This is a genomic window from Mucilaginibacter gynuensis, assembly GCF_039541195.1.
GTDB classification, from domain to species: Bacteria; Bacteroidota; Bacteroidia; order Sphingobacteriales; family Sphingobacteriaceae; genus Mucilaginibacter; species Mucilaginibacter gynuensis.
Window position 1 is genome coordinate 11,310 of record NZ_BAABFT010000009.1, and the last position, 26,111, is coordinate 37,420.

The 26,111-nt window shown below is 46.9% G+C and carries 27 protein-coding genes and 1 pseudogene; 11 read left to right on the forward strand and 17 right to left on the reverse strand.

Annotated elements, in window-relative coordinates:
* Positions 1 to 6: 6 nt before the first annotated feature.
* On the forward strand, positions 7 to 4,074 hold the full coding sequence (locus tag ABD894_RS16875) for a chemotaxis protein CheB (RefSeq protein WP_345212242.1): 4,068 nt from the start codon (positions 7 to 9) through the stop codon (positions 4,072 to 4,074).
* A 343-nt stretch (positions 4,075 to 4,417) separates the two neighbouring features.
* On the opposite strand, the gene ABD894_RS16880 is transcribed toward ABD894_RS16875, so the two are convergent.
* From ABD894_RS16880 to ABD894_RS16925, 11 genes are all read right to left on the reverse strand, one after another.
* Complete coding sequence (locus ABD894_RS16880) at positions 4,418 to 4,792, reverse strand: response regulator (protein WP_345212243.1); 375 nt, start codon at positions 4,790 to 4,792, stop codon at positions 4,418 to 4,420.
* The gene (locus tag ABD894_RS16885) at positions 4,776 to 5,990 is read right to left on the reverse strand and encodes an ATP-binding protein (RefSeq protein WP_345212244.1); all 1,215 of its coding nucleotides are present in this window, start codon (positions 5,988 to 5,990) and stop codon (positions 4,776 to 4,778) included. Before ABD894_RS16885 ends, ABD894_RS16880 begins: the two co-directional genes overlap by 17 nt.
* Complete coding sequence (locus tag ABD894_RS16890) at positions 5,987 to 6,997, reverse strand: PP2C family protein-serine/threonine phosphatase (protein ID WP_345212245.1); 1,011 nt, start codon at positions 6,995 to 6,997, stop codon at positions 5,987 to 5,989. The genes ABD894_RS16885 and ABD894_RS16890 overlap by 4 nt, the downstream gene beginning before the upstream one ends.
* Entirely contained in the window at positions 6,990 to 7,403 is a 414-nt protein-coding gene (locus ABD894_RS16895; RefSeq protein WP_345212246.1) for an anti-sigma regulatory factor, read from the reverse strand. Before ABD894_RS16895 ends, ABD894_RS16890 begins: the two co-directional genes overlap by 8 nt.
* A complete protein-coding gene (locus ABD894_RS16900; protein ID WP_345212247.1) occupies positions 7,384 to 7,794 on the reverse strand; it encodes an STAS domain-containing protein in 411 nt (136 codons plus the stop codon). Before ABD894_RS16900 ends, ABD894_RS16895 begins: the two co-directional genes overlap by 20 nt.
* A gap of 11 nt (positions 7,795 to 7,805) precedes the next feature.
* Positions 7,806 to 8,669, reverse strand: coding sequence for an STAS domain-containing protein (locus ABD894_RS16905; RefSeq protein ID WP_345212248.1), 864 nt, complete (start codon positions 8,667 to 8,669; stop codon positions 7,806 to 7,808).
* Positions 8,670 to 9,464: 795 nt separating this feature from the next.
* Complete coding sequence (locus tag ABD894_RS16910) at positions 9,465 to 9,683, reverse strand: hypothetical protein (RefSeq protein WP_345212249.1); 219 nt, start codon at positions 9,681 to 9,683, stop codon at positions 9,465 to 9,467.
* A 295-nt stretch (positions 9,684 to 9,978) separates the two neighbouring features.
* Positions 9,979 to 10,977 carry an SDR family oxidoreductase gene (locus tag ABD894_RS16915; protein WP_345212250.1) on the reverse strand — a complete coding sequence of 333 codons (999 nt, stop codon included), beginning with the start codon at positions 10,975 to 10,977 and terminating at the stop codon, positions 9,979 to 9,981.
* Between the two features lies 1 nt (position 10,978).
* Complete coding sequence (locus ABD894_RS28200; RefSeq protein ID WP_425562976.1) at positions 10,979 to 11,041, reverse strand: DUF6496 domain-containing protein; 63 nt, start codon at positions 11,039 to 11,041, stop codon at positions 10,979 to 10,981.
* Positions 11,042 to 11,157: 116 nt separating this feature from the next.
* Positions 11,158 to 11,964 (reverse strand): SDR family NAD(P)-dependent oxidoreductase, encoded by an 807-nt coding sequence (locus ABD894_RS16920; protein WP_345212251.1) that lies wholly within the window; start codon positions 11,962 to 11,964, stop codon positions 11,158 to 11,160.
* On the reverse strand, positions 11,964 to 13,172 hold the full coding sequence (locus ABD894_RS16925; RefSeq protein WP_345212252.1) for a zinc-dependent alcohol dehydrogenase: 1,209 nt from the start codon (positions 13,170 to 13,172) through the stop codon (positions 11,964 to 11,966). Before ABD894_RS16925 ends, ABD894_RS16920 begins: the two co-directional genes overlap by 1 nt.
* A 316-nt stretch (positions 13,173 to 13,488) precedes the next feature.
* On the opposite strand from ABD894_RS16925, the gene ABD894_RS16930 reads away from it, so the two are divergent.
* On the forward strand, positions 13,489 to 13,896 hold the full coding sequence (locus ABD894_RS16930; RefSeq protein WP_345212253.1) for a hypothetical protein: 408 nt from the start codon (positions 13,489 to 13,491) through the stop codon (positions 13,894 to 13,896).
* Positions 13,897 to 14,501: 605 nt separating this feature from the next.
* Here ABD894_RS16930 and ABD894_RS16935 read toward each other — a convergent pair.
* The gene (locus tag ABD894_RS16935) at positions 14,502 to 15,326 is read right to left on the reverse strand and encodes an amidohydrolase family protein (protein ID WP_345212254.1); all 825 of its coding nucleotides are present in this window, start codon (positions 15,324 to 15,326) and stop codon (positions 14,502 to 14,504) included.
* A gap of 141 nt (positions 15,327 to 15,467) precedes the next feature.
* Positions 15,468 to 17,624: a prolyl oligopeptidase family serine peptidase gene (locus tag ABD894_RS16940; RefSeq protein WP_345212255.1), complete on the reverse strand. Its 2,157-nt coding sequence runs from the start codon at positions 17,622 to 17,624 to the stop codon at positions 15,468 to 15,470.
* Between the two features lie 580 nt (positions 17,625 to 18,204).
* Between ABD894_RS16940 and ABD894_RS16945 the strand changes: the two genes are divergently transcribed.
* The 3 genes from ABD894_RS16945 to ABD894_RS16955 all read left to right on the forward strand — a co-directional run bounded on the left by ABD894_RS16945 (position 18,205) and on the right by ABD894_RS16955 (position 21,211).
* Entirely contained in the window at positions 18,205 to 18,795 is a 591-nt protein-coding gene (locus tag ABD894_RS16945) for a Crp/Fnr family transcriptional regulator (protein WP_345212256.1), read from the forward strand.
* A gap of 131 nt (positions 18,796 to 18,926) precedes the next feature.
* Positions 18,927 to 20,087 carry an MFS transporter gene (locus ABD894_RS16950; RefSeq protein WP_345212257.1) on the forward strand — a complete coding sequence of 387 codons (1,161 nt, stop codon included), beginning with the start codon at positions 18,927 to 18,929 and terminating at the stop codon, positions 20,085 to 20,087.
* Between the two features lie 8 nt (positions 20,088 to 20,095).
* Entirely contained in the window at positions 20,096 to 21,211 is a 1,116-nt protein-coding gene (locus ABD894_RS16955) for an FAD binding domain-containing protein (protein WP_345212258.1), read from the forward strand.
* Positions 21,212 to 21,262: 51 nt separating this feature from the next.
* On the opposite strand, the gene ABD894_RS16960 is transcribed toward ABD894_RS16955, so the two are convergent.
* Together ABD894_RS16960 and ABD894_RS28205 are read right to left on the reverse strand one after the other, a co-directional pair.
* A complete protein-coding gene (locus ABD894_RS16960) occupies positions 21,263 to 22,114 on the reverse strand; it encodes a Gfo/Idh/MocA family protein (RefSeq protein WP_345212259.1) in 852 nt (283 codons plus the stop codon).
* Positions 22,111 to 22,275: pseudogene (locus tag ABD894_RS28205) on the reverse strand (hypothetical protein); the annotation flags it as partial. The pseudogene ABD894_RS28205 and the gene ABD894_RS16960, both read right to left, overlap by 4 nt.
* Positions 22,276 to 22,316: 41 nt before the next feature.
* On the opposite strand from ABD894_RS28205, the gene ABD894_RS16965 reads away from it, so the two are divergent.
* From ABD894_RS16965 to ABD894_RS16990, 6 genes are all read left to right on the forward strand, one after another.
* Positions 22,317 to 22,532 carry a lipocalin family protein gene (locus ABD894_RS16965; RefSeq protein WP_425562977.1) on the forward strand — a complete coding sequence of 72 codons (216 nt, stop codon included), beginning with the start codon at positions 22,317 to 22,319 and terminating at the stop codon, positions 22,530 to 22,532.
* 49 nt (positions 22,533 to 22,581) lie between these two features.
* Complete coding sequence (locus ABD894_RS16970) at positions 22,582 to 22,968, forward strand: TraR/DksA family transcriptional regulator (protein ID WP_345212260.1); 387 nt, start codon at positions 22,582 to 22,584, stop codon at positions 22,966 to 22,968.
* A gap of 13 nt (positions 22,969 to 22,981) precedes the next feature.
* Positions 22,982 to 23,230, forward strand: a complete 249-nt coding sequence (locus ABD894_RS16975; RefSeq protein ID WP_345212261.1) for a DUF3253 domain-containing protein — start codon at positions 22,982 to 22,984, stop codon at positions 23,228 to 23,230.
* 95 nt (positions 23,231 to 23,325) lie between these two features.
* Positions 23,326 to 23,916 (forward strand): PAS domain-containing protein, encoded by a 591-nt coding sequence (locus ABD894_RS16980; RefSeq protein ID WP_345212455.1) that lies wholly within the window; start codon positions 23,326 to 23,328, stop codon positions 23,914 to 23,916.
* Between the two features lie 3 nt (positions 23,917 to 23,919).
* Positions 23,920 to 24,132: a hypothetical protein gene (locus tag ABD894_RS16985; protein ID WP_345212262.1), complete on the forward strand. Its 213-nt coding sequence runs from the start codon at positions 23,920 to 23,922 to the stop codon at positions 24,130 to 24,132.
* Between the two features lie 81 nt (positions 24,133 to 24,213).
* Complete coding sequence (locus ABD894_RS16990; RefSeq protein WP_345212263.1) at positions 24,214 to 24,474, forward strand: Ku protein; 261 nt, start codon at positions 24,214 to 24,216, stop codon at positions 24,472 to 24,474.
* Between the two features lie 69 nt (positions 24,475 to 24,543).
* On the opposite strand, the gene ABD894_RS16995 is transcribed toward ABD894_RS16990, so the two are convergent.
* Both ABD894_RS16995 and ABD894_RS17000 read right to left on the reverse strand, forming a co-directional pair.
* Positions 24,544 to 25,446 carry an NAD-dependent epimerase/dehydratase family protein gene (locus ABD894_RS16995; protein ID WP_345212264.1) on the reverse strand — a complete coding sequence of 301 codons (903 nt, stop codon included), beginning with the start codon at positions 25,444 to 25,446 and terminating at the stop codon, positions 24,544 to 24,546.
* Positions 25,447 to 25,643: 197 nt separating this feature from the next.
* Positions 25,644 to 26,066: a hypothetical protein gene (locus ABD894_RS17000; protein ID WP_345212265.1), complete on the reverse strand. Its 423-nt coding sequence runs from the start codon at positions 26,064 to 26,066 to the stop codon at positions 25,644 to 25,646.
* Between the last annotated feature and the right edge of the window lie 45 nt (positions 26,067 to 26,111).

Here is a 26,111-nt window from a genome sequence, read left to right on the forward strand (position 1 = left end):
GAAGGCGTGGCGAAGAGAACCTTGAAAATTCCAGAACACAGGTCGCTGGACCGGTATATCGTGGCCATCGGTGCATCCGCCGGAGGCCTGGAGGCCATCCATGAATTTTTTGACCATATGCCGGACAATTCCGGTTTTACATTCGTGGTAATCCAGCATCTTTCCCCCGATTACAAGAGCCTGCTGGCCGAACTAGTGGCCAAACACACCCGTATGAAAGTGCTGGAAGCGGCCAATGACGAGAAACTTCAGCGTAACTGTGTTTATATTATACCGACCAAGAAGCTGATGACTATTAAAGGACATCAGTTAAAACTGGCAGACAAAATCAAAGATAAAACGCCGAACACAGCTATAGATACATTTTTCTTTAGCCTGGCCAAGGATAAAAAAGATAAAGCGATTGCCATTGTGCTCTCGGGAACCGGTACCGATGGTACCAAGGGGATCGAAGCCATCAAAGAAGCCGGGGGGATGGTTATGGTCCAGGAACCGTCCTCCGCTAAATTTGACGGTATGCCTAATAGCGCCATCACTTCGGGTAATGCCGACTTTATTCTGCCTCCTGCAAAAATGCATTTGGAACTGCACAACTTTGTGCAGCAGAAATCCGCGCCGGAACTAGCAGCGGAACAAGTGGATGACGGACTGATGAGTGAGCTTTTCCAACTGGTCAGCCAAAACAGCGATCAAGATTTTAACTTGTATAAAACGCCTACTATTTTGCGCCGCATTGCCCGGCGTATGGCCGCTGTCGAAGTTCCCGATCTTCGGGATTATGTGGACTTGCTGCACCAGGACGCCGGAGAGGTCAGCCTGCTGGCCAAGGATTTCCTGATCGGCGTGACCAAGTTTTTTCGTGATAAGGCAGCCTTTGATGTTTTGGCCAAGGATATAATCCCGGAGCTGATCCGGCAAAAGCAGGATGGCGATCTGCTGAAGGTTTGGGTCTGTGCCTGTAGCACCGGCGAAGAGGCATACTCCATTGCTGTACTAATCAACGATTGTTTATTACAGGCCGGCAAAAGCCTGGAAGTAAAGATCTTTGCGACCGATGTGGATGAAAAAAGTATCGAGATCGCCGGTAAGAACAGTTACCCGCTGACGGTGGCCAAGGAAATCCCGGCATCATTACTCAAAAAATATTTTGTAAAAGACCGTAAAAGTTATTCGGTCATACCATCCATCCGCAAACAGATCGTTTTTGCCCGGCACAATGTGATCAAATCACCGCCTTTTATCAAAAATGACCTGATCACCTGTCGCAATATGCTGATCTACATGAATAGCCTGCTGCAGCAGAAAGTCGTGGCTACCTTTCATTATTCCTTGAACAGGGAGGGTTTTCTGTTCCTGGGTTCCAGCGAGAATGCATCTAGCATCAAAGAGGGGATCACCGAGATCAGCAGCAAATGGAAGATCTACCAAAAATCAGGTACGATCAATTATGGCCTGCACCACACGTACACCGCTGCCGCCCCATCTTTGAAAGTGCCCGAGAGTAGGCCCCTGAAAACGATCGATTCTGGAAAGACCATTGAGCAGGAATTCCTGGAATTGATGACCGAGGAATTTGATGCGGTGGCGATTTTTATCGATAAGAATTATATTGTTCAGGACACAATCGGAAATTATCGCAGGTATTTGAACCTGCCGGAAAAGAAACTCGACCTGAATATCCTGAACCTGGTCAGCCGGGATGTTGCGATCGTGTTGAATACCGCTATCCGGCGGGCCTGGAAAGAGCATAAAAAGACCTATCTCAACAAAATACGCATCAAGCGGGAAAATGAAGAACTGTATTTGCAGATTACCGTTAAGCCACCTGAAGGAGGTTCCCCATCTGGCTACACGCTGCTGATGTTTACCGAAACTAAAGCCGAGCCGGGCACTAAAGAAGGTATTACGCTGCAAACGGTAGGGCCGGAGCATCAGCAGGAACATTTACTCGAAGTGGAAGCTGAATTAAATGAGACTCGGGCAAATCTGCAAATGGCGGTCGAAGAAATGGAGACCACCAATGAAGAACTGCAGTCCAGTAACGAGGAATTGCTTTCGGCCAATGAAGAATTGCAGTCGGGTAATGAAGAACTTCAGAGCTTGAATGAAGAGCTGCACACGCTGAACTCGGAGCATCAGGTTAAGATCAGGGAATTAATAGAGCTAAACGATGACCTGGACAATTATTTTAAAAGCACGGATATCGGCCAGATCTTTATCGACTCGGGTATGCGGATCCGCAAATTCAACCCTGCGGCCATTCATATCGTTAACCTGATTGAAGCAGACATAGGCCGACCTATTAGCCATATTTCCAGTAATTTACAATACGATCATTTGGTGAACGATATCCACACCGTACTGTCGAGCGCACAAATGTCGGAAAAGGAAATCAGGGTCAGGAACGGGACCAATTACCTGATGCGCATCATGCCTTACGTACGTAAAGACAAGCAACGCGATGGTGTCGTGATCAGTTTCATTGATATTACGGTCATTACCGAGCTGAATAATATAATTTCGGGCGTATTCAATGCCAGTTCGGCGGCTATCCTGGCTTTCAGGGAAACGCGTAACCGCTCGGGTAAGATCAATGATTTTAAATGTATCGCTTATAATAATGCGGCACTGCAGCTTGTCGGCAAATCCGCAGAGATGATGGAAGCCCAGCCGTCCGTAAAGGAATTTGCTGATCTTTCGCACACCATTGCATTTGATCAGTTCGTCAAGGTAGTCGAAAGCGGTAAAGCCCTTCATACCGAATTGCAAACCCTGTCCAATGACTGGTATCAGGTGGTCACAGCCAAAATGGATGACGGTTTTGTTATCAGTTTAACCAATGTTACCGACCGGCGCAATGCGGAACAAAAACTCCGGAAAAATTACCACGAACTGATCACGGCCAGGGAAGGATTGAAAGACCTCAATAACCAGTTGGAGGACAGGGTTTTCGAACGCACCCGGAAGTTGACTGAAAGCGAAGAACGTTTTAACCTGGTAGCCAAAGCCACCAATGATACCATCTGGGACTGGAATCTGATCAATAATACCATGTGGCGCAGTGAGAACTTCACGGTCATGTTCGGTTACGAACGGGATGAAGCCAGTAATCATATCGGCTTCTGGTTTGAAAAGGTTCATCCGGCAGACCGGGAACGGGTACAGGACAGCGTTTACTACGCTATTAACCACCAGGAAAAACACTGGTCGGCAGAATACCGCTTCCTGAAAGCGGACAATACCTACGCCTACATTCTCGATCGCGGCAGTATTCTGGAAGATGAGTTCCGGACGCCCTACCGCCTGGTGGGCTCGATCATTGACATCACCCGGCAAAAGGAAACAGAAACTCACCTGATCAAAGCACAGGAGGCAACCGAGGAATTGATGCGTAAAAAGGACGAATTTATGAGCGTAGCCAGCCACGAACTGAAAACGCCGGTAACCAGCCTCAAAGGTTCTTTGCAGATATTGCAGCGCATGGCGTCGAAAATGGACAGGAAGGACCCGATGGTATCCTTCATAGATAAGGCGGAGAGGCAAACGGGCAAGTTAACTGTGCTGTTAGACGATCTGTTGGATGTGACCAAAATCCAGGAAGGAAAACTGCTGCTGAATTATACCCGATTTGATGCCGTAAGCATGCTACGGGAAAGTATTGAGGAAGTACGTGCGCAGGGCGGAACACATCGCTTGGTTTTTTCCTGCGATGACGTTGCGGAAATTAACGCAGACCGCACCCGGTTGGAGCAAGTTGTTAATAATTTTCTGACCAACGCGATCAAGTATTCGCCCGGTGCTGACCAGATCGTTATTACTTGCGGCGTGGAAGGCGCATACTTTAAAGTAACGGTGCAGGACTTTGGCATCGGCGTGCCGGACAGCAAACGAAATTTCCTGTTCGATCGTTTTTACCGCGTCCAGGAATCATCGACGCATTTTGGCGGATTGGGCCTCGGTCTTTATATCTGTGCGGAGATCGTTGAACGGCACCATGGTGATATAGGGGTCGAGAGTGAGGAGGGAAAGGGTTCCGTATTCTGGTTCAAGGTGCCGGTGGATAAAATGGAATAAACGCAGGTTATCAGCCTGTTTTGAATAAGTAACACCGTTGGCGGGTTGCCCTATTTAATATTCAAAAATAAATGATCCAAATTCAAAAGCATTCATTACAGAATGCTTTTATTAGTCTTTTAAATGGATATTCCGGGTTCATGACCATCGTTTTCCGAAAACGGGTGCAGTGCTTTCTGTTGCATTTTGAGCATGCTAAGACCTGATTTGTAAATTTGAATATAAAAACCTCAATGCACTTCGCTGACCAGATAGTACGGAACTGCATAGTGAAGCTTACCGGAATGTCCAGTCAATAATTGAATACCGTTTTTTAATATTGATTGAATTGCAATATTGCATGTCAGTGGGCTTCAATAGCCTGGGTCGTTATGTGACGAAGTTGATCAAGATCGAAGGGCTTGGATAGTATGAGATCCGCACCTGCATCCGCTGCCAGCATTTCAATATCGCTGTTGGCTGAAAAATAGATAACAGGAATATGCGCCAGAGAACTGTTAGCCTTGATCTTTCGGGTAGCTGTCACTCCTCCTTCTTCCGGAATCCAATTGTCCATCAGGATTACATTTGGCGCAAATGAAGTGATCCGTTCCGTAAGGTGATTGCAATCTTCATACGCCAGCACCTCCCAACCATCCTCTTCAAGTATATAAGTGCATATACTTACTATATCCTCGTCATCATCAAAGATGAGTATTTTCTTAACTTTCACGTTCATTTTTTTCTATGATCAATGGTAATGTAAAACAAAAGGCAGATCCTTTTCCTTCTTCGCTTTCCACCCAAATCTTACCGTGGTGGTCAGTAACGATCTTGGAGGTTATATACAGTCCCATCCCAAGCCCGGTGTGGCTTTTTATAACATCCTTTGCCCGGTAAAATTTATCAAAAACAGATGTCATGACCTCGGGAGACATCCCGCGCCCTTCATCACTAATAGTTACAGTAACTGATCCGGGTACAGTCTTTTTTGTCTGAAGTACGATCCGCGTATTTTTGTCGGAATATTTGCCTGCGTTTCCTAAAAGATTGGCCATTACCTGCTCCATTCTGAGCTCATCGATCAGCACCTGGACATCATCCCCTAAAATGATCTCAAAACGGTGATGGGGTAAGATGTGCTCCATTACTGCTATCTGTCCTCTTAAAAACTCATTGAGGTTCGCCGGTTGAATATTATACTGGAGATTGCCGTTTTCTATCCTGGAAATATCCAGGAGTTGTTGTACGAGCGCATGCAGCTTATTCGACTGGATATCGATCTTGTTTAATAACCCGCGTAAATGATCACTAACAGGTTCTTTCGTGGCATTGGCCAGTTGCGTATACGCCTTTAAAATGGTCAGGGGCGTTTTAATCTCATGACTGGCAACAGAAATGAACTCTGTTTTCTTTTCATCGATCAGTTTAGACTGGCGTAGCTCTTCATCTTTTTCTGTCGCAAGCCGGTTTAGCGTCGCGTTCCGCTGTTTGATTTCTTCGTAGGCGTTCAGCGGCGATTCCTCCTCAAAATGGTTTTTAAGTATATTGACCTTGACAGGATCAAGTTTTAAGGAACGGGGTAAACCGATCTTCAAGGTGATCAGGTTGCTGTTTGCTGACTCACTCAACTCAAACTCAGGTACCAGCTTTTGCGCGTAATAGAACCCGGAATCCGCATTGGTAAACCTGATCTCTTTTTCAAAAGTTATGTTAGCTACCAGGCTGTAACGGGTTTTGTATTGGTCCAGGCCGATCTCCAGGATGCCGGTGTCTGTGTGTTCGATTACCGTTCTGGCGATCTCGGATACCGCCGTGGCGAATGTGGTTTGCGTGGCAACGGTCAGGCCCAGGCGCTCCGCGACTTTCATAGACCGCTTATGTGCCAGCACAAGGTCCATTTCATTTTCCAGGGTAATTGATACGATTGCTGTCATTTTACTTTTGCGATTACCACCGACATGTCGTCATTCCGGCGGGCGTGATCTTTATAAATAGCGGCGGCTAAAATGGTCAGGTCATACTTATACATCATCGGATATCGCATCAGCTCGATCCGTGTCTTAATTCCGTCTGAGCAAAGCATGACCTGGTTATAATCTTCGACGGCGTAATCCTGGTCATTCATGGTATTTGGAATATTATGTCCCACGATACCATTATATGACATATGGTTTTTAAAATTAACCGGCCCGAATACACGTGCTGCGATATTACCCACACCGGCAGAGGTCCAGACCCTGCGTGAAAAATCATACCCTAAGATATTGATCACCGCGCCCCGGGTCTTCTTGATGCTGCTGTGTATAAACCGGATCGTTTCCGTCGGACTATAATCCGGAAAGACTTTAAAGGCATTGGCCGCCTCGTTTATCGCGAAGTTGGCCTCCGGGCCGTGCCCCAGTCCGTCAGCCAGCATCATTTTTAGAAATTTATCGGTTTGTTTAAAGGTAAATCCGTCGCCGCTTGTTTTTTCTCCTGGCTTGTAGACCACAATCGGACGCATGATCACCTTGCTTTTTTCTTTTATTCTTTCAGGGTCACTGTACACCCGGCTCAGCGCGATGGTGCCCCAGCCGATCTGCGAGTATAATTCAAATGTATCGGACAGGCGTTTCATGCTGCCCAGGCCATGGCCAAGTGTGTTGGAGGTCGAGACACCATCCTGCATCATCCTGGTTGGATTGACCATGCCGGGGCCATTATCAATGCTGATCAGTTCGACATAAGGATTGCCGCCATTGGGAAACACGCCCATCAGCAGTTCGCCGTCGTCGCTGTATTTAAACAGGTTCGAGGTCATCTCTGCGACGATTAGGTCAAGCGCGTTGATCCGCGCCGGCGCAATGCCGCCATCGGTAGCTATCCGGTGAATTTCTTTTTTGATCAGCGAAAAGTAACTGCGGTCATTGGCCGTAAAACTGATATGCGTTGCATCAACCATTGGCCCATTTTAAGATTGTTACCACTGTGCCTTCACCTACTTTACTTTTAATATCAAATTCATTGACCAGCCTTTTGGAGCCGGGTAGCCCCAGGCCCAGACTTTTACCCGTAGAAAAACCGTCCCGCATGGCCGCGGCAATGTCCGGTATGCCGGGACCCCGGTCGGAAAAGGTCAGGCGGACACCATTGTTGCGCCCGCTGGAAACCACCTCCACGATACAGACGCCGCCATCGGCATAACGCATCATGTTGCGCACAAGTTCACTGCAGGCGGTCAGTAAACGGGTCTGGTTGACCAGTCCCATTTTTATCTTAACCGCGGTTTCCTTAACGCGGTTCTTCAAAAAAACCACGTCCTGCTCTTTGAGTATCTGTATGGTATCTTTATTCAGCGATAAGATCATCTGCGGTCTGGTCTTCGTCTGCGTCCTCTTCGGTCTCGTCAATCATGGACTTCAGCAGGTTCATGCCTTTTTCCATATCCAAAGCGGTGTGCACGCCTTTCAGCGGCAAGCCCAGCTCAATTAATGTAATTGCTACCGCAGGCTGCATGCCCACGACCACGGTTTCTGCGTCAAGTATCTTGGACATGCTGGCAATATTGCCGATGATCCGTCCCATAAATGAATCCACAATGGAAACGGCCGAAATATCGATCAAAACCCCTTTTGCATTGGTCTTGTTGACCATTTGTACCAGGTCGGCCTCCAAGTTGAGGGCCAGCCGATCGTAAAGGTCAACTTGTATTGTCACCAATAAAAAGGCTCCCATCCGGAGAATAGGAATTTTATCCATGAGCTTAGAAATTAAAATTTGCTAACTGTACCGGTCTTTTTTACTTCCAGGCGCATCACTTTAAACGAATAGGCCAGCGCGCTTGCCAAAGTCGCCTTGGTGATGATATTGGAAAGATCGATACCTAAATGTACAACCGTTTGTGCGATTTCGGGACGGATACCGCTGATAATGCATTCAGCGCCCATCAGACGTGTCGCACTAACCGTTTTAATTAGATGCTGGGCGACCAGTGAATCCACGGCGGGTACTCCGGAAATATCCAGAATGGCGATGCTCGAACCTGTTTCCACAATCTCCTGCAACAGGTTTTCCATGACGATCTGTGTGCGTGCACTGTCAAGCGTGCCGATGATCGGCAATGCCAGGATGCCGTCCCAAACCCGAATCACCGGCGTTGAAATTTCGGTGATTTCATCCGTCTGGCGCAGGATCACTTCTTCACGTCCTTTAATAAAGGTTTCAAAAGTGACCACGCTAAGGTTGTCCATGATCCGGTTAACCTTCAGGCTTTCCTGAAAAAGAGCCGTGGGATCATTGGTCATCTCCTGCTGCAATACTTCCAGGATGGCTTCTTTCAGCGAAAAAACAAAGTTACCCGTTTCTCGTGGACTGAAGCCCTGCCGGGCACGCGTAATAGCGATGCCACCCAGTATTTCAATTACAGGGCTCCATTCATCAGCATCAAGGTTCGTGAAATTCTCAGAAGATAAATTACCGACTAAAGCTGTGATCAGCTCTTCAGACTGGCTACGTAGTTCATCGTTACTGATGAGGTCCTCACGCAACCCGTCATCAGCTAATTGGTTCTTCATCCAGCGCTCCAGGATGTTTTTTTTCTTGTTTTTTAACAATTGATGTGTTTTAAGTGACATGAGTGAAGAATACAGGTTAAACGATAAGCTATATGATCCAAACTTGGCAAAGTTGAATTAAAATAATGCGGAAAGGTAGAGAATCACTTTGATAATCTAAAATCTTATTCCGCGCCGTAAAAAACAGATCATGAATAATTTTGAAAAAATCCAGTAAAATGGGTCGGAACAACCGGTCAACGAAGCATGAACAGACAATGAACAATTACAAAACCAATGGCGGAACCACCAGGTCAATTTCTTGTTTTTGAATGTAGTCCCAACCTTAGTTTTCCAGTCGTAACTGTTATTTTCAGATGTGTCTATTCGCTTCTAAGATCGTTCCTACTGACCTTTAAGTCTACGTATTGCAGCGTTCAGTTCGGGGCCCAACGCTCTTTTTACGAAAATGGATTTAGGCATGATATCTTTCAGCGATAGAAAGTTGTAGGATATTTTTGATTTGTCAGTTTAGTCCATTAAAGTCAGGGCCTTTTTTTTGCGGACATCAAAATATGATGTTTCAATGCCCTCCAGTTTCGCATAATAAACGTTGTATTTACAATAGCAATTCGACAGCATTTAATCTGAAGCTTTCCTTTGAAGTATGCCGTTGGCAAGATCGTTTATAGCGATCAACCGGGTGACTAAACGTATAAAATGCATTTTTAGCGCCGCATTAACTAATCTGATCAGTTAAAACAAATAGGCCCTATCATAAACTGGATAATCCCGCTTAAAAACCATCACCTTTAATATTTTTCATGTCTTCCGCTACTTCCTTGCTGAATCTATCCTGCCTTGCTTCAAGATCAGCTATGATACTTTTTCGATAATGTGGGGAATGATATGGATCTGCCTGAAAACTTTTTGAATATCCAGCCACTTTACCTTACTGGTCTGCATACGGATAAAGCCCGTTGTTACCAAAAACTTATCAATTTTAAGACTTCGGACGTAACGATAATCATCGAACGCGGCAATGGGCTTATCATAGGTTAATCTGCTGATGAGTGTTTTAGCCTGCTGCACCATTTCATCACTGAAACCTAACTGATCGGCAATCTTGTGGAACGGACGACGGGTTACCTCTTCTTTGGCCAGCTGCTTAACATGATTACTATGGGAAAGCTAAAAAACAATTAGCAAAAAGTAAGATGAGGCGCGGTGATGCCATGGCAATTGATTGAAAGAAGAGGCTTTAGGAGACAGCCTTTTCTTTTGTTTGATTTATTCGGATAGTTGAGGCGGCTGAGACAGTTATCGTACGGATGATTCTCAGAGCCTCAATCTCATTTCTGAGATAACCTCTTCTTTTTATGCTTGTGGATCAAGGCTGGCCGCCGCCACCGGCGGCACCATAGACCTGGCCCGTCGCGTAACTCGCGTCGCTGGCGGCCAGCTGCACGTAAATGGAAGCCAGTTCCACCGGTTGGCCGGGACGACCCAATGGCGTTTGACCGCCGAATTGTCTCAGTTTCTCCATGGTCGAGCCACCACTCACCTGCAAAGGTGTCCAGATGGGACCCGGGGCTACGCCATTCACGCGGATACCTTTCGGGCCTAACTGTTTAGCCAGTGATTTAACATAATTGGTTGTCGCCGCCTTGGTCTGGGCATAATCATAGAGTTCCGCCGAGGGGTCATACGCCTGCTCGGAGGTGGTACCGATGATGACCGAACCGGGTGGCAAATGCGGCAGGGCGGCTTTGGTCGTCCAGAAGGGGCCATAGATATTCGTTTTCATGGTGGCGTCAAAAGCTTCGCTGGTAATATCCAGGATGGATTTTTGCGTTTGCTGCCTTGCCGCGTTATTCACGAGGATATCCAGTCCGCCTAATTGACGCACGGCGTCATCGACCAGCTTTTTACAAAAGGCCTCGTCGCGCAGGTCGCCGGGAATAGCGATGGCTTTAACGCCTTTCTTTTTCATCAGGGCGATCACCTCCTGGGCATCCGCTTCCTCGCTCGGGTAATAGTTGATGGCCACATCCGCGCCTTCATGGGCACAGGCGATAGCCGCTGCACGGCCCATGCCGGAATCGCCGCCGGTGATCAGTGCTCTGCGGCCTTTTAAACGGCCGGAGCCTTTATAACTGGTTTCGCCATGGTCGGGTTTCGGGTTCATATTACCAGCCAGTCCCGGCCAGGGCTGTGACTGTGCCTGGAAAGGAGGGCGTGGATATTTGGTGGTTGGGTCCTCCAGTTTCAGGCTGTCCGCCGGTTGATTGTTTACGGCGCCGAAGGCCGGTGCCACGGTAGCGGCGGCCAGGGTGGTGCCCAGGCTGGCCACCATCTGCCGGCGGCTCATTTTTTGATTCTCTTCCATATCAGTCTTTCTTTTTAGGCGCTTTGGCACCGTCCTTCCGGGCTTCGGAAAGCCCGATGTCGATGGCTCGTTTTTTACTCGTTACCTTTTTACCGCACGCTTTTCAGCGTGCCTTCTTTTTCTTCGTTTAAGGCCTGGCGGACCTTGTCCTGTGCTTTTTAGAATATTTCACCATGATGATTATGGGATTTGCTGCTGTTGTTTTTGTTCAACCGGTTTTTGCTGTTCATACATCGTATGGGCCACGTTGCTGTCGGGCATGAGGTTGCTCATATTCACTTGTGCCTTATTCTTAAAGCCGGAGATCACGCGGTCTGCACCGGCCATTAGTGCGTTGTAGCCATCTTTGGCGACATCGGCTGGATCCGATAGTGCTTCTTTATCCTGAACTACTTTGCTGTTCTGCATACCGGCTTTATTAAAGAAATCCGTGTCGGTAGCACCCGGCATCAGCGAGGTAAAGGTGATGCCCGAATCTTTAAGTTCTTCGCGGATGGCGGTAGTGAAAGAAAGCACAAAGGCTTTGGTCGCGTGATACACTGCCTGCCAAGGGCCGGGTAGTTTACCGGCGACCGACCCCAAATTGAGGACTTTGCCTTCACCACGCACGGCCATTTCTTTGACGAAATGTTTGGTCAGGATCACCAGGCTGCAGATATTAAGGTGTATGATCGATAGTTCACGTTCCAGGTCGTTGTCTTTGAACAAACCGTACACGCCCATACCTGCATCGTTAACTAAGACGTCGACCGGGGTGTTCACTTCAGCGCATAAAGCCCTTGCCTGTTCCATGTCTGAAAGGTCTTTGGCGATCGTTTGTACCCGGATGCCAAATATTTCCAGCTCAGCGGCAGTATTTTCCTGCTCATGCTGGCTGCGGGCCACAATGATTAAGTTATAATGATCGTTGGCGAACAGCTTCGCCAGTTCTTTGCCGATACCGCTGGTCGCCCCCGTGATCAGGGCTGTTTTTTGTTGATTTTCCATTAGTTCTCGATTTTAACAGGTTCTTTGTTTTCGGTCAGTTTTTGCTGCTCCCAGGGTTTGAGCACCACTTTCACACAGTCTTCTTCCTTTTTATTAAAGATCTCATATCCGTGTGTAACCTCACTTAAAGGCAGGGTATGGGTAATGATATCATCCAGCACTACCTTTTCTGTTTTGACCAGTTCGATGAGGTGATCAATATAATTCAATACCGGAGCCTGACCCATCTTCAGCGTAATGCCTTTATCAAAAGCACGGTGCAGCGGGAAATTATCATAGGTAGAACCATAAACGCCCATGATAGATACGGTGCCCATACGGCGTACGGCTTTTAGGGCCAGATCGATCACTTTCATACTACCCACTTCAAAATTGATCAACGCTTTGGCCTTGTCGAAAATATTGCGTTCGGGTTCAAAACCAACTGCATCCACGCAAACATCGGCGCCGCGGCCGCCGGTCATTTCGCGGATCGCTTCTACCACATCGACTTCGTTAGGATTGAGTGTATCCACTTTATTTACTGCTTTAGCCTTCGCCAAACGATAATTCAGCGGGTCTATAGCAATAACACGGCTGGCACCATTCAGCCAGGCCGCTTTTTGGGCCATCAGGCCAACAGGGCCCGATCCGAAGATCGCCACGACCTCACCGCCTTTCAGCTGTGCCCAGTCAATCGCAGACCAGCCTGTAGGAAAGATATCGGTCAAAAACAGAACCTGTTCATCGGTCATGTTATCCGGTACGATACGTGGACTAATATCAGCGTACGGAACGCGTACATATTCCGCCTGCCCGCCGGAATAGCCGCCATACAGATCCGTATAACCAAATAAGGCGGCGCCTTTTTGATCGGCCATATCGCCGTTAGGGCCGTAATGTTTGTAATTAGAGTTCTCGCAGGCCGGCGAGGCATCATGCTGGCAAAAAAAACAGTGCCCGCAGGAAATGGGGAACGGCACAACGACACGATCTCCTTTTTTGAGATTTTTAACCCCTTTGCCGACTTCTTCGACGATCCCCATAAACTCGTGGCCCATGATCATCGGTTTGGGTTGCGGTACCCCGCCGCTGAGAATGTGCAGGTCTGAACCGCAAATGGCGGTTGAAGTAACTTTTAAAATAACATCGGTGTCTTCCTGTAATCGTGGGTCCTCAACTGTATCATAACGTATATCGCCGGGTTTGTGAAATACTGCTGCTTTCATGGTGGTTTTTCATTAGTTTGATGTCTTTGTTTAACTTGAAGTAAAATAATTTGTTTAATAATATTTGAGATTGTTGTAAATCGTTTTGTATTACCTTAGCCGTAAGGTAAATTTCTCAAATGGTTCGGCAGCTCGCCTATCTGAAAGAGCACAGGTGTTGATCTCCTGCATGCTAACGATCAGACCATGCAGGCATTCAGTGATCTGGACCCTGAATATTTGACCTGACGCTGCCGGCGAAAGCCCATATCATATTTCAATCGGTACAAGGGCAAACAATCGCCGGATTTTGTAAATTTATTCCCCAATTTGAAGTATGCGCATCGTCTCCCTGATAAATCTGATCGCTGAAGCTGAGCAGCCCATGAACATCCTTCTTGCCGACGTACCGCACTTCACCATTGTTGCTTACAATCAGGCATATCAGCAAGCGACTTACACGCATCACTGTAATACTGTAGCTGAACCCCTTGGGAGGCATTTGAGCCCGACAGGGCGGGTTGGAGTGAAAGGCGCTGCTGGATGCACTTTGCCGCGCCCTGGAAACCGATACGGCTTTTACGACCGTTCCGTTCCATTACAACATCCCTGCAGTTCAAATCTGAACCTGGCGGAGTGCTGGTGGCAGTTGGATATTGTTCCGGTGCAAGAGGCCGGCGGCCAAGCCGGTTATTTACTGGTCACTTGTTATAATATCACAGAGCGGATGAGCAGGGCGAAATAGCCGGACAGGCTATTTCTTTAAAGGTCTTTAATCCGCAGAGCAACGCCATCGGGTAACCGGCCACTGTCTCATCGGCGTTGCCCGGTTCACGTAGCAGTCGACAATCGGTTCAATGTATAATTTAGACCGGCCTTGGACTACAGCCGTTTTATGATCCCGATACCTCTCTCGTTTTCATTTATCTTTCCCTCTTTTTTTGCAACGATTAAGTCAACAATCATCAAATTAAAATCATAAGGATCCATCCCTTAAATTGCTGTTCCCGTTGGCAGTTGAGTTCCTCGTCAATAATCACCTACGTACGGTCCCGGATGGTAAGGTAAAGAGACTTTTTGAAAATGATACAGAATTGATGGTTTGGAAGTTTAGTATGATAGTTCCTAGCGGGAGCGCTTTCATGTAAAGATTATTGATTATTCGCGCGATGTTGATATGTTCTCCTAATTGGCCGCTGCGACGACAGGCCGCAGCCAATGCCTTAGAAGTGAACCCTTATGGCAGGTGTCTTACATTAGGCTTGTTGATCAAAACAGGCGCCAAATTTTTTGCTCGAACATCTCTAGCGCTTTCAATGATGACGGCGATTTGGTTGCAAAATGCGTGGCCTACTGAAGATGGAAAAAGTTCGCCGCATTGTTATAAAACAGGTCGTTCTTTTGCTGCGTATTTAAAAACGGGGCATTCTCAACGTTTTTTATCGATAATGGGATGGCATCTTCCCATATCATTTGATCTGATCCATACATCAGGCGCTTACCGAAGCCCGCCGTGAGCAAAGCTTTCAGATAATCATAAAATTCCTGAACGGGAAGTATCCAGTCAATCACGGAAAAATCCGCATACACCTGGGGGTATACACCCATGATCGCTTTTGTTTCCTCCAGATAGGGATACCCCATATGCATCATCTGAATCTTAAGTTTAGGATGTTTTTTTAATACTGGCTCAAGACAGGACGGTTTCCCGGCAGCTATGGTAAAGTTGGGGGATCCGTGGTAGGGTGTTTCCGGCGGCCCGATTCCAGTATGCACAGCAACCGGAATGTCATACTGTTCACAAATAGCCAAATAAGGTTCAGATATCGATTCATCCAGTGTCCGCCCTTCATATTGTAATCCCAATTCACCAAAAACAGTAAATTTCTTCGCCATGACCATCTTCCTGAAAGTGGCGGTATCCGGTATGGGATTATTTTGATGATCAGGATATTCCAAAGAACTGATGAAACGTTCAGGATCGGCGCTTATATAATCTGCATTCCTCTTCAATGTGCCCGAGCAGATTGCTTTTACGACATTATACTGCTTCAGCAAATGATAATTGCTGGAGAGGATTGCCTCATTGCTGCCTGCGTTCGGCTTCTTGCCTGTCGCCGGATTAGGCGGGGGCTGCAACCCATAATCACCGGCTGATCGCGTATGAAAATGCACATCAATAATCTTCCGTTGCTGCCCCAGGCAGTAAGAACTTAAGGAAATAATAATAGTATGGTTAACGAACGCATAATTTATTGCAGTTTGTTGGATGAATGATAGTGGTGAAATAGATGTTTTTTTGAAATACCTGGCTTTTTATCTGATCTTAAACCCCGGATGCCCTGCCTGCCATAAGGCGAAGGCGTACATGTTTGCAAAGTTGCGAAATGTAACCGTCTTATCTTCCGTAAAATGCCCGTTATCATAGTTGACCTGCAGGAGAACAGGTTTACCGGAAGAAGTCGAATTTTGCAGGGCGGCGGTAAATTTTCCCGGCTGCCAGATGATCACCCTTGGGTCGTTCATGCCGCCAACGCTGATCACAGCGGGATAGGGTGTGCCTTTTTTAACGTGATAAAGTGCGTCCATTTCATACAGGGCTTTGCTTTCCACCGAATCTTTAAACGTACCGAATTCCGCGATGTTATCCGAATTCGGTGTCAGTTCAAAGCGCATGACATTGGTGACGCCCACGTTATTAATAGCCGCGGCAAAAAGATCCGGCCGCTCGGTGATGGCGCGGCCAATCAGTATGCCGCCGGCGCTGGTACCTTCTCCGATCAGGTGGCGGGCGCTGGTATAGCCCGCCCTGATCAGGTATTCGCCTGAGGAAATAAAATCCTTCCAGGTATTTGGCTTGGTCGTTTTAAAGCCCGCTTTATACCAGGACAAGCCCTTCTCACTGCCACCACGGGGATGGGTAACGGCGACGATGACGCCCTGATTAAGCAAGGCGAGATATTTCGGATCGAAATGAGGCGTGGCTGAATGTCCATAGGCGCCGTAGCCGGTCATAAAACAAACAGTGGAGCCATCTTTTTTCAATCCTTTGCGGTAGATGATACTCAGCGGGATCAGGGTCCCGTCATGCCCGGGAATCTCAATCTCTTCCACTGTCAGCTGATCAAGTCCCGGGTATTTGGACTGCCGGTGAAAAGTGCTTGGCGTAAGTTTACCGATTGGCGGCGAATAGTTATAAGTTACGGGCGGATAAAGCCAGGAAACGAGCGATACATACAAATCGTTTGCCTGAGGATCATAGCTTCGTATACCGCCTACACCACTTACAGGCAGGGGGATATTGTGCAGTTGACGGGTAGCGGCATGATACGTTTGCAGGTATGATCGCACCACATCGTCTTTGGTGATCAGCAGGTAATCTTTACTGGCGCCGATTTCATAGATCTTATTGCCTTCCGCGACCGCGACCTTTGCGACCCGCACGTCAGGACTCGCCAGTGAGGTCACCAGCACACGTCCATTGGGCGCGCCCTTGATGCTGTGCAGAAACAGCTGCCCGCCAACATCTGTCAGCCCGGCTATACTATCCTCACGGCTGATCAAAGGCTTCCAGTTGATCTTTGCTTTTGCCAGGTCAGTTATCGGTGCGATCACCACATGCATTCGGTAATCAACCGTCATCAGATTCCCGATCAGGTGCTGTAGATCATTACTTACATACACGGTAGGGACTTCGGTCTTGCTTATACCGAGCTCCGGATTTTTGGAGGCGGATAAGATTACCCGATCATTCTGCGGATTAGTTCCCAATGCATGGTAACAGGCCTGCGTATTCATCTGAAAATTGACATCAAAGGGATCTGCCGAATTTAATACGGTATAAATAATACCCCGGCTATCAGGAGCCCAGGTAAATTCTTCCCGGACAGGTGACAGTTTGTCGGATAGAAATTTGTTACCGCCGACGTCAATGACCCGCAATGTGGCAATCTCGCCACCGCCATTGGCAATAGCAATTGCGACCATCTTTCCGTCATGGCTGGGCAGGTGATCTAACATATAATAGCCTTTACCGTTCTGATATGTGGAAGGATCGAACAACAGTATTTCAGCGCCATGCTCACCCTGCTTGTAGTATAACTTGCCAATGTTTTCTCCCGGCATGGTTTTGCGGAAAAAATATCGTCCGGCGCGTCGTTTGATGGCCGAATAGCGTTCTGGCTGCATTCGGTCAAAGCCGGTTAAGGTGCTGATCAGGCTGTCCCGGCCCGGAATGCGGTCGAGCAGTCGTTTGGTATATTCGCCCTGTGCCATTACCCATTCTTTCACATCCGGGGCGCTCACATTTTCCAGCCAACGGTAATTATCTTGAACCGTTTTGTCGAAATAGCGGTCCTCAACGGTGGTTATGCGTGTTTTGGGCGGCGTCAGTTGCGCCAATGCCGGCATAAGCGGAAATATTGATACAATCAAAAAGATGGACAGAGGTGTGGATGGCCAGGTTGACTTCATGTATAAAGCGTTTATTGATCACTAAATTAGGTGTTCTGACAAGACTTGTCAATCATATTTCTTAAGATTTTGAGGTTGATATCGCCTACACCGAATTTTAACACTTTATTAAGACATTGACTCGTTTCCATATAATTACATGATGCATCAATAAAATCAGAAACAAGTACCCGTTGGCCATTTCTTCAATGGTGCCACCCCGTTTAACAAGATAACCCTAAGCGTTCGTGGATCGGCGTTTTCATATGTCCCGGCGACAACACATTTACCTCCGTTAATGTGCCTGGTTGGGTGCAAGCCTACGATACAGCCACTTGGCTTTCCTCGCTCAAAAATTCGCCAAAAATAGCGTTAGAATGAATTTTTATGATCTTGTATAAACGCCGGAAAGATCTTATGTCGGGTATTTGCTGTAAGTATGGGAAACACCGATAATAAGTATATCCACCTGGTGGACACTGGCTTGAATGGAGATCAACAACAGAATTAAATACTTTATTATAAGACCTTTTAGTAAAGTTTTTATGATCTATGATTATCTTGCTTCCAGATTTATTTACTTACAGGCTTAAACGCTCACATGGCAGAATTTGATCCGCTTGCAACACATATCCGAAAACGCATCAGTATAACAGATGATGAGCTCAATGAGTTCTGTCGAAGTTTTAAACTGGTTAAAGTTAAAAAACGGCAGTTCATTGTACAGCCTGAATTCGTCGCCAAATACAGATTCTATGTTGTCCAGGGCAGTTTCAGGGCTTATGTTATAGGCGACGAGGGCCAGGAACATACCATACAATTTGCTATTGATGATTGGTGGATCTCCGATTACAACAGTTATATTTTTCAACAGCCTGCTTCGATGTTCGTGATGGCCCTGGAGGACAGCGTAGTGCTACAGATCAGCTATGAAGCAGAGCAGGAGCTTAAAAAGCGCAGGCACGTTTATGAAACTTTCTTCCGCATACTGGCCGAAAACACTGCAGCTCATATGGCGCGCCGGGTTATCGTCAATCTGACCAAAACGGCCGAGCAACGCTATGAACTTTTCCTGGAGCGTTATCCGGTCATCGTAAGCAAAGTGCCGCAGTATGCCCTGGCTTCCTTTCTCGGCATGACCACCGAGTACCTTTCGAAGCTCCGGAATAAGCGGGTATCACGGGAAAGTTAATCTGGTTCAACATTTTTTGTTGATCCAGTTCGCCCTTATTTCCTAAACCAGTTCATTGGCGCGAAGCACGCATTGTAACCAACTTTGTATTGTCCGGTCAGGATAATAACAATACAATAAAAACGCTTACAATGAAATCTTTAACACGAACTCAGGTTTTAATTATGGCAGCTACCGCCGGGATTGCCGTAGCGAATGTTTATTACAGCCAACCTATATTGCATGCCATTGCACAACAATTTCACATCAGTGCGGAAAAAGCGGGCACCATATCTGTGTTATCTCAAATTGGCTACGGCTTAGGCTTGTTCTTCCTGACACCTATTGGTGATATGATCGAGCGCAAAAAGCTCATTCTTTATCTTCAGATAGGCTTGATCCTTTCCTTATTACTGGTTGCCTATTCGCCTACACTTACCATACTATACGCTGGAAGCCTGCTAATAGGTGTATTTTCGGTTGTAGCACAGGTTATCCTGCCTATGGCCGCCAGCTTGGTTAAAGAGAACCGGGGCAAAATAGTAGGGCAAATATTCACAGGTATACTGGTGGGCATTTTAGTAGCACGTGTATACAGTGGTTTTATTACGGGATGGTTGGGCTGGCAATATGTTTACCTCTTATCGGCTGCTATGGTATTTTGTACTGCTATATTGATGCAAGTGGACTTCCCATCAACCACCGAGTGGTTTACCGGAACCTATGGCGGGCTTCTCAGATCAACAGTTGCCCAGCTACGCAGATTTCCATTACTACGCCGCACTGCCTTGACCGGTATGCTGGCCTTTGGCACACTTAGTGCTTTTTGGGTAACCCTTACTTTTTACCTGAGTGATGCACCGTTTAATTATTCTGCATCTCATATCGGCTTATTTGGATTACTTGCCGCAGCAGGGGCTTTGATAGCGCCGGTATTTGGTAAACTGGCAGACAATGGCACACCTCGCAGGTCTTTACTATTTGCCACCGGCTTAACATTAGTAAGTATCCTTGTGTTAATATCGTTTCCGGGTGCTATTGCCGCGATCTGGGTCACCGTTATCCTGCTTGATATTGGTGTTCAGGCTACCCAAGTTACCAACATCGCCGTTATCTATTCTCTGGATCATCTGGCTAACAGCCGCATCAATACCGTTTACATGACGAGTTATTTTATCGGCGGCGCTTTGGGCTCCTTTATCGCTATACAATTGTATAATGCAGGCGGCTGGGGCTGGTCAACCTCTTTTATGGCGCTGTTAGCAGTTGCAGCAATTGTAAATGTGGTTACAAGCGGGTCTAAATCTAAATAATTAACACAATGAATATCATTATAATAGGCGGTTCCATTGGCGGATTGTGTGCAGGTATCGCACTGCAGGAAAAAGGGCATTTGGTAAGCATTTATGAACGCTCGCCCGGCGATATGAAAGACCGTGGTGCAGGGTTGGTCATCCAGCCCGATCTGATGGACTACCTGATAGAAAAAGGCATAGCGCCACGGGAGGTATTTGGCGTACCGGCTACGCAGCGGCAGGTATTGGATGATAACGGTAGTATAGCACTGATCTATCCTAACGATACCATATTTACATCCTGGAATTATTTGTGGCGCAGGTTAAAAGATTTCTTTCCATCGGCTAATTACCTTACTGGTTTTGAACTGGATGGTGTTACTGATAATGGCGGCACCGTAACGGCGATATTCAAAAACGGTGAAGAGAGAACTGCGGACCTGCTCATTGGTGCAGATGGATTTAACTCGGTGGTTAGAGAATATGTAGGTCCGAACATTCACCCGCTTTATGCCGGCTATGTTGCTTACCGTGGATTGATTCCCGAGAGTGAATTAACTAAGGAGGAGGTGGCTTTCTTCAGCGACAAGTTCTCTATCTATCCTTATGATAACTCACACCTTTTATGCTACCTGGTTCCTGGTCTTAACGGCGAATTAACGGAGGGCAAAAGACTATACAACTGGGTTTGGTACCAAAATAAAACGAAGGATGAATTAAGAGATTTATTAACAGATCAAAATGGCCTGCAACGTGATTTTACTGTTCCGGCCGGTTACTTGAGTAAGGCAAGTGTGGAAGATCTCAACCAAGCTGCATTTGAACAACTACCGCCGGTATTGCGTGATCGAGTGCTTCAAACAGCTCAGCCATTTTTACAGGTAATTCTGGATATGGCGGTACCACAGATGTACAATGGCAATGTGGTGGTCCTGGGAGATGCGTCAAGCCTGGTAAGGCCTCATACCGCTTCAGGCACTGCAAAGGCGTACCGGGATGCGGTCACTTTAGCTATGAGCCTAGAAGAACACCCGGATACGAAAACCGCGCTAGGGTTTTGGAATAAACAGCAATTCCGCCATGCAAAAGCCCTGGCCATACATGGTCAGCAACTGGCTGCACGAAGTGGATTAGGAAATTGATCGAATATGTTGCTGAATATTGGCAGCATTCTCTGTTGTCCGATCGGCAGTCTATTCACTTGACGGGGGCTTATTATTTATCTTGTTCGCTTGTGCAAATCTTTCTACACGGTCAATTAGATCATGAAGGGCGACACCATCTTCGAAATTAGGCGCCTTTCGTGACCCTGTTCGTACATCTTCAGCAATAATTGCGTAAAGGTGAGCAACATTACGTGCTCCTGAAAACGACGGCCAACCATCGTAAGCAATCGGGGGCGGCAAGAGCGTTTTCATATCTTTTTCTTCACCTTTCGCGCCTTTGATCGCAAGTTGAACAATTTGGCCATGGCCATTTTCGCCGGTCACCTGCAGGTCACCCTCAGTACCGTTGATCTCCCATAATAAGTTGGTGCCGCGGGTTATCCCGCCACGGTAATGTACGGACAAGGCGGCGCCGCCTTGTAATGTTCCGTGAATCATTATCTGATCCGGGGTGTTTTTTTTCTTCAGGTCTCCTGTTTCAATAACTTTAACGTGATCGAAGTGAGTAAGTGTCCGGGCTGACAACTGGTCTATACCTCCGAGAACCTCCGTTAAGCCTGCCAGCGTGTGTGTTAAAGGAATGGCTTGCAGCGTTGCGCCACTAGCCTGTACGTAGAGATAATAATGGTCCTCAGTTATTTCATTTCCCCAGCTACCGCCAGCGCCGATCAGGGTGGTGGATAATACTTTACCTACATACCCATCTGCGATCAACTGTTTCAGGTAAGTCACCTCGGGGGCGTAGCGCATTTGTGTTCCGATAGCAGCAACAACACCCTTCTGTCTGGCCAGCTCGGCCAGTTTCCGGGCTTCCTCCGATCCATTACCCAGGGGCCATTCGCAAAAAACATGTTTGCCCGCATTCAACGCTTCGCTCACAAGTTCAAAAAGTGATATGGAACTTTAACGGTTACCACGACCAGGTCGATCTCCGTGCAGCTTACCAGTGATCGCACGTTGTCAAAGGCATAAGGTAGGTTTAATGCCTCTGCTGATTTTTTTGAGCTCTCATAGCTGCGGTTAGCCACACCTACGATCTCAAAATCATCGGCTAATGTGAGTGCGACCTATTCACTGAATCCTGACGGTTCGATTCTATGCCGGTTATAATGTGATCGCTATTGACCTGGACTATCGCCATGCGCTGGTGGCCGGCAACAACCTGAATTATTCATGTCTGCTATCGCGCGAAAAGGTGATACCGGCAGCGATTCAAACGGCTTACTTGAAACAGGCCAACGCATTAGTCTACGATGTGTCCAAGCTGATTTGGACGAAGCATGAACATGGAAGATAAGGCGTTGATTTTTTAGCAAACCATCTCCCTGTTTTGTTGTTGAAAGCACATGCAAAACGAATACAACAAGACCCGCTATAACGATACCGAGCTGCTGGAATTTAAGCAGCTGATAGATGATAAGATCAGGATGGCACGTGAAGAACTGGACGAATTGACCGCAGCCTTAAGCTCATCGAACAGTAATGGCGATGATGCGGCCATTGCGGGTAAAACCCTGGAGGACGGTTCGGCGACCTATGAAAAGGAACAAACGAATCAATTAGCGGCCCGGCAGAAAAAATTCATCGAACAACTGGAAGCCGCGCTGGTCCGCATCCAAAATAAAACTTATGGTATTTGCAAGGTGACAGGAACACTGATTCCGGCAGAACGCCTGCGCGCCGTGCCGCATACTAGGATGAGCATGGCCGCCAAATTAAAACAGGTGTCCTGATTATTTGGACCTCATGTCCGTTAAGCCTGATATCGCAAAAGCTATCCTTCAAAGCGCCGCAGAACGCGGCGCCTTGAAGACGACCTGCCCCTCCGAGGTCGCACGGGCGCTTTTTCCGTCGGACTGGCGTAGCCACATGGGCGAAGTGCGCGGCGTAGCTTTTCAATTACAGGAAAAAGGAAAGGTCGTGATTACCCAAAAAGGGATGCCCGTTACCGGCGAACCGGTGAAAGGGCCAATTCGTATCGGACTTAAACTATAAGTCTCTGTTTTTCCCGGATCGCGTTCAGCGGTTTTGATAGGATTGTTCTGATGAATAATTTAAAACAAATCCGGCGCCGGCCCGCTTATGAGAGCATGCATCGCTATGAACAGATCAACCAATTCTTAAATGCCTCGGCTTTCTTTTATACGATTGCGATCGGCATGGACAGCGTTTACACCTATGTGAGCCCGAACTATGATCGCAACTTTAGTTTTGGCAAGGGTACCCTGCGCGGACAGCATTTTTCGGTTACGCTCCACCCGGAGGATGTCCAGATCTGTGAAGCCGCCGGTCCGCAATGTTTCCAGGACCCGGGCCACCTGTTTCCGGTCACTTTGCGTAAACATGATGGCCGCGGCGGGTTCGTGACCACGCAATGGGAAATGCAGGCGATGCTGGATGAGCAGGGCTTACCGCAGGGTATTTTCTGCATAGGTTATAATATCACCGAGTTTGTAGACACCAAAACGAAACTGAACCTGGCCGAAACGCACCTGGACGAGATCAGCTTCATCCAGTCTCATGGGGTACGGAAACCACTCGCCAATATCATGGGCCTCACTAAATTATTACGCAGCGCAGAGAATGAGGCCGAGCGTGAAGAGCTCATGAATATGCTGGCCTTGAGCGCCGATGAGTTCGACCAGATCATCCAGGAAATATCCGCAAAAGGCAGCGCTTAAACAATGCGGTGGTTAAACAGTTATGTAAGTATGGAAAATTACCCGATCACGATCAGTGTTGACAAGGCAGTGCATCATTTCGAGGTGGGTGAATATCCCCATCATAATGAGCAGCAGTGCAAGTATAAAGTATTCGAGAACGGCGTATATGTGGCCAGTTTTGAGCCGGATGCGCAGTATTTCTGCCTATCTGCCAAAACCCGGAGAGATCAATGAAGAAGTGCTGCGATTGCTGGCAGATCAGATCGAAGGGCACCACCCGCATGGCATCAATGATAATATTAGAAAACTGAAATTATGAGAAGCATTTGGACCGGTTCGATTGGCTTTGGGCTGGTGAGTATCCCCATTAAACTGTTTTCGGCGGTGCAGGAAACCCGGCTTGACCTGGATATGCTGGTTAGCCGCGACCACGCGCACATTAAATTCCAGCGGCTGAATGAGAACACCAAGAAAGAAGTGCCTTATGATAAAATCGTCAAGGGTTATAAATATGATGAGGACTACGTGATCATCGAGGATGCGGATTTCGAGGCTGCGGCTTACGCACTTCAGTAAAGGAAGATTAAGTTTCCAAAATATTAAGAGTAATTTAAGAGTTTGGTGGACAAGTTTCCAAACAAACTGTTAGTCCACCTTCACATATTTCCGCCAGTTATGTTGTTCTTTGAATCCCAGAAGCTCACGGATTTTGCGGTTTGAAAACAGGGCTTCATGTACCTCCAATTCACGGGTAATGGGCACACCGGGAAAAAAATTTTCAGCCAATTCTATGCTTGGAATAATCGCACCATTGTGATCATTACCAGCATTAAAAACCTGAAAACCGAGATTATCTTTTTTCAAACATAAATCTACAATTTGTCCGAGATCACGTGCATCAATATAACAGAAAGCATTCCTGCGACGCGCTTCAGGATGTTTTAAATAATAAGGAAACAGTTCTGTGTATTCTTGGGGCTCAATTACATTGCCAATACGAAGTGCATATATATCAAAGCCTGAGCGTCGCTGGAAGGCCCGTGCCGTTTTCTCATTCACAACTTTCGACAATCCATAGCTGTCCATTGGGTCGACATCATAGTCTTCTTCTAATGGCAGCAAATGAGGGTCGGTTTTGCCATCTGAAAAACAAATTCCGTAAGTGGTCTCCGACGAGGCAATAATGATTTTTTTAATTCCAAGTTTTACGGCTGCTTCAATCACATTATAAGTACCTATGGTATTGACCCGAAAAGTTTCATTATCAGTTGTAAGTAAGATCCTTGGCACAGCAGCAAAATGTACTACAGCATCAAATTTTGGTACGCCGTCACCCTGTTCCAACTCATCTAATCCTGCGTACGAACTCATGGCATTAAACATTTGCCCTGAATCGGTAATATCAGCCATCAGATTGTCTACGCCCGGGTAATCTAAACGTGCCAGGTCTACATTCATCACCCTATACCCCTGGTTCAGGAGGTAAGGTATCACGTGCTTTCCTGCTTTTCCTGATCCCCCCGTAAAAAATATCCGCTTTATACTCATGATTTTACTGATTTATAATGATTTAGATTTTTGTCCCCGCAGGTGTTCATTGCTTCACCGTTAGTGATTACATAGGTAGGAACAATGGAATCCTATGAATGTTAATGATTGATTTGACTTATTTTTCATGCATCATGTACATTTATCTGATATATCGCCTTATTCATTATTTGTTCAATAACATCAAGGTTTTTTAATCAATTATGGTTCTTGGGAAACGCCTTTGCAAGGTTGATTCCTGACGTTCCAACTAAGTTCCTGGATGCTGTTCCCTTCGCAAACTGTTTTCTCGCTCGTCGCGACATGGCAGATGATTGACATTTCGCCTTTTCGGCTGCGTTGTCCTTTGCCAGATCGAAATCATCGAATGTTTTCATCGGACCATCATAGTCCATATTCAGACATATATTCATTCCTGCATCTTTCAGTTCTTTTTCAAGTGCATAGCAGTCCGCCACATGTTGAAAGGGCGTGGTTAAAATGTCTTCCCGTATATTTTCAAATACGTCGCTGCTAACGTACTGTTTTAATAAAGAGAACAGGTCGTTGTACATATCGTCGGCCACAGACCGGGCCGGATAGACCGCATCGTCAAGATCAAATAGAAACGCTTTTTTCATGTGTAGCGTAGTGCCGTATGATGTTCGTAATTGTTTGGCGCACTT

Excerpts from the sequence above, each read along its gene's own strand:
- ABD894_RS16880 (WP_345212243.1), bottom strand. The coding sequence starts at position 4,792 with ATGAACGTGAAAGTTAAGAAAATACTCATCTTTGATGATGACGAGGAT.
- ABD894_RS16885 (WP_345212244.1), bottom strand. The coding sequence starts at position 5,990 with ATGACAGCAATCGTATCAATTACCCTGGAAAATGAAATGGACCTTGTG.
- ABD894_RS16890 (WP_345212245.1), bottom strand. The coding sequence starts at position 6,997 with ATGGTTGATGCAACGCATATCAGTTTTACGGCCAATGACCGCAGTTAC.
- ABD894_RS16895 (WP_345212246.1), bottom strand. The coding sequence starts at position 7,403 with ATGATCTTATCGCTGAATAAAGATACCATACAGATACTCAAAGAGCAG.
- ABD894_RS16900 (WP_345212247.1), bottom strand. The coding sequence starts at position 7,794 with ATGGATAAAATTCCTATTCTCCGGATGGGAGCCTTTTTATTGGTGACA.
- ABD894_RS16905 (WP_345212248.1), bottom strand. The coding sequence starts at position 8,669 with ATGTCACTTAAAACACATCAATTGTTAAAAAACAAGAAAAAAAACATC.
- ABD894_RS16910 (WP_345212249.1), bottom strand. The coding sequence starts at position 9,683 with ATGGTGCAGCAGGCTAAAACACTCATCAGCAGATTAACCTATGATAAG.
- ABD894_RS16915 (WP_345212250.1), bottom strand. The coding sequence starts at position 10,977 with ATGGAAGAGAATCAAAAAATGAGCCGCCGGCAGATGGTGGCCAGCCTG.
- ABD894_RS16920 (WP_345212251.1), bottom strand. The coding sequence starts at position 11,964 with ATGGAAAATCAACAAAAAACAGCCCTGATCACGGGGGCGACCAGCGGT.
- ABD894_RS16925 (WP_345212252.1), bottom strand. The coding sequence starts at position 13,172 with ATGAAAGCAGCAGTATTTCACAAACCCGGCGATATACGTTATGATACA.
- ABD894_RS16930 (WP_345212253.1), top strand. The coding sequence starts at position 13,489 with ATGCGCATCGTCTCCCTGATAAATCTGATCGCTGAAGCTGAGCAGCCC.
- ABD894_RS16940 (WP_345212255.1), bottom strand. The coding sequence starts at position 17,624 with ATGAAGTCAACCTGGCCATCCACACCTCTGTCCATCTTTTTGATTGTA.
- ABD894_RS16945 (WP_345212256.1), top strand. The coding sequence starts at position 18,205 with ATGGCAGAATTTGATCCGCTTGCAACACATATCCGAAAACGCATCAGT.
- ABD894_RS16950 (WP_345212257.1), top strand. The coding sequence starts at position 18,927 with ATGAAATCTTTAACACGAACTCAGGTTTTAATTATGGCAGCTACCGCC.
- ABD894_RS16955 (WP_345212258.1), top strand. The coding sequence starts at position 20,096 with ATGAATATCATTATAATAGGCGGTTCCATTGGCGGATTGTGTGCAGGT.
- ABD894_RS16970 (WP_345212260.1), top strand. The coding sequence starts at position 22,582 with ATGCAAAACGAATACAACAAGACCCGCTATAACGATACCGAGCTGCTG.
- ABD894_RS16975 (WP_345212261.1), top strand. The coding sequence starts at position 22,982 with ATGTCCGTTAAGCCTGATATCGCAAAAGCTATCCTTCAAAGCGCCGCA.
- ABD894_RS16980 (WP_345212455.1), top strand. The coding sequence starts at position 23,326 with ATGCATCGCTATGAACAGATCAACCAATTCTTAAATGCCTCGGCTTTC.
- ABD894_RS16985 (WP_345212262.1), top strand. The coding sequence starts at position 23,920 with ATGCGGTGGTTAAACAGTTATGTAAGTATGGAAAATTACCCGATCACG.
- ABD894_RS16990 (WP_345212263.1), top strand. The coding sequence starts at position 24,214 with ATGAGAAGCATTTGGACCGGTTCGATTGGCTTTGGGCTGGTGAGTATC.
- ABD894_RS16995 (WP_345212264.1), bottom strand. The coding sequence starts at position 25,446 with ATGAGTATAAAGCGGATATTTTTTACGGGGGGATCAGGAAAAGCAGGA.
- ABD894_RS17000 (WP_345212265.1), bottom strand. The coding sequence starts at position 26,066 with ATGAAAAAAGCGTTTCTATTTGATCTTGACGATGCGGTCTATCCGGCC.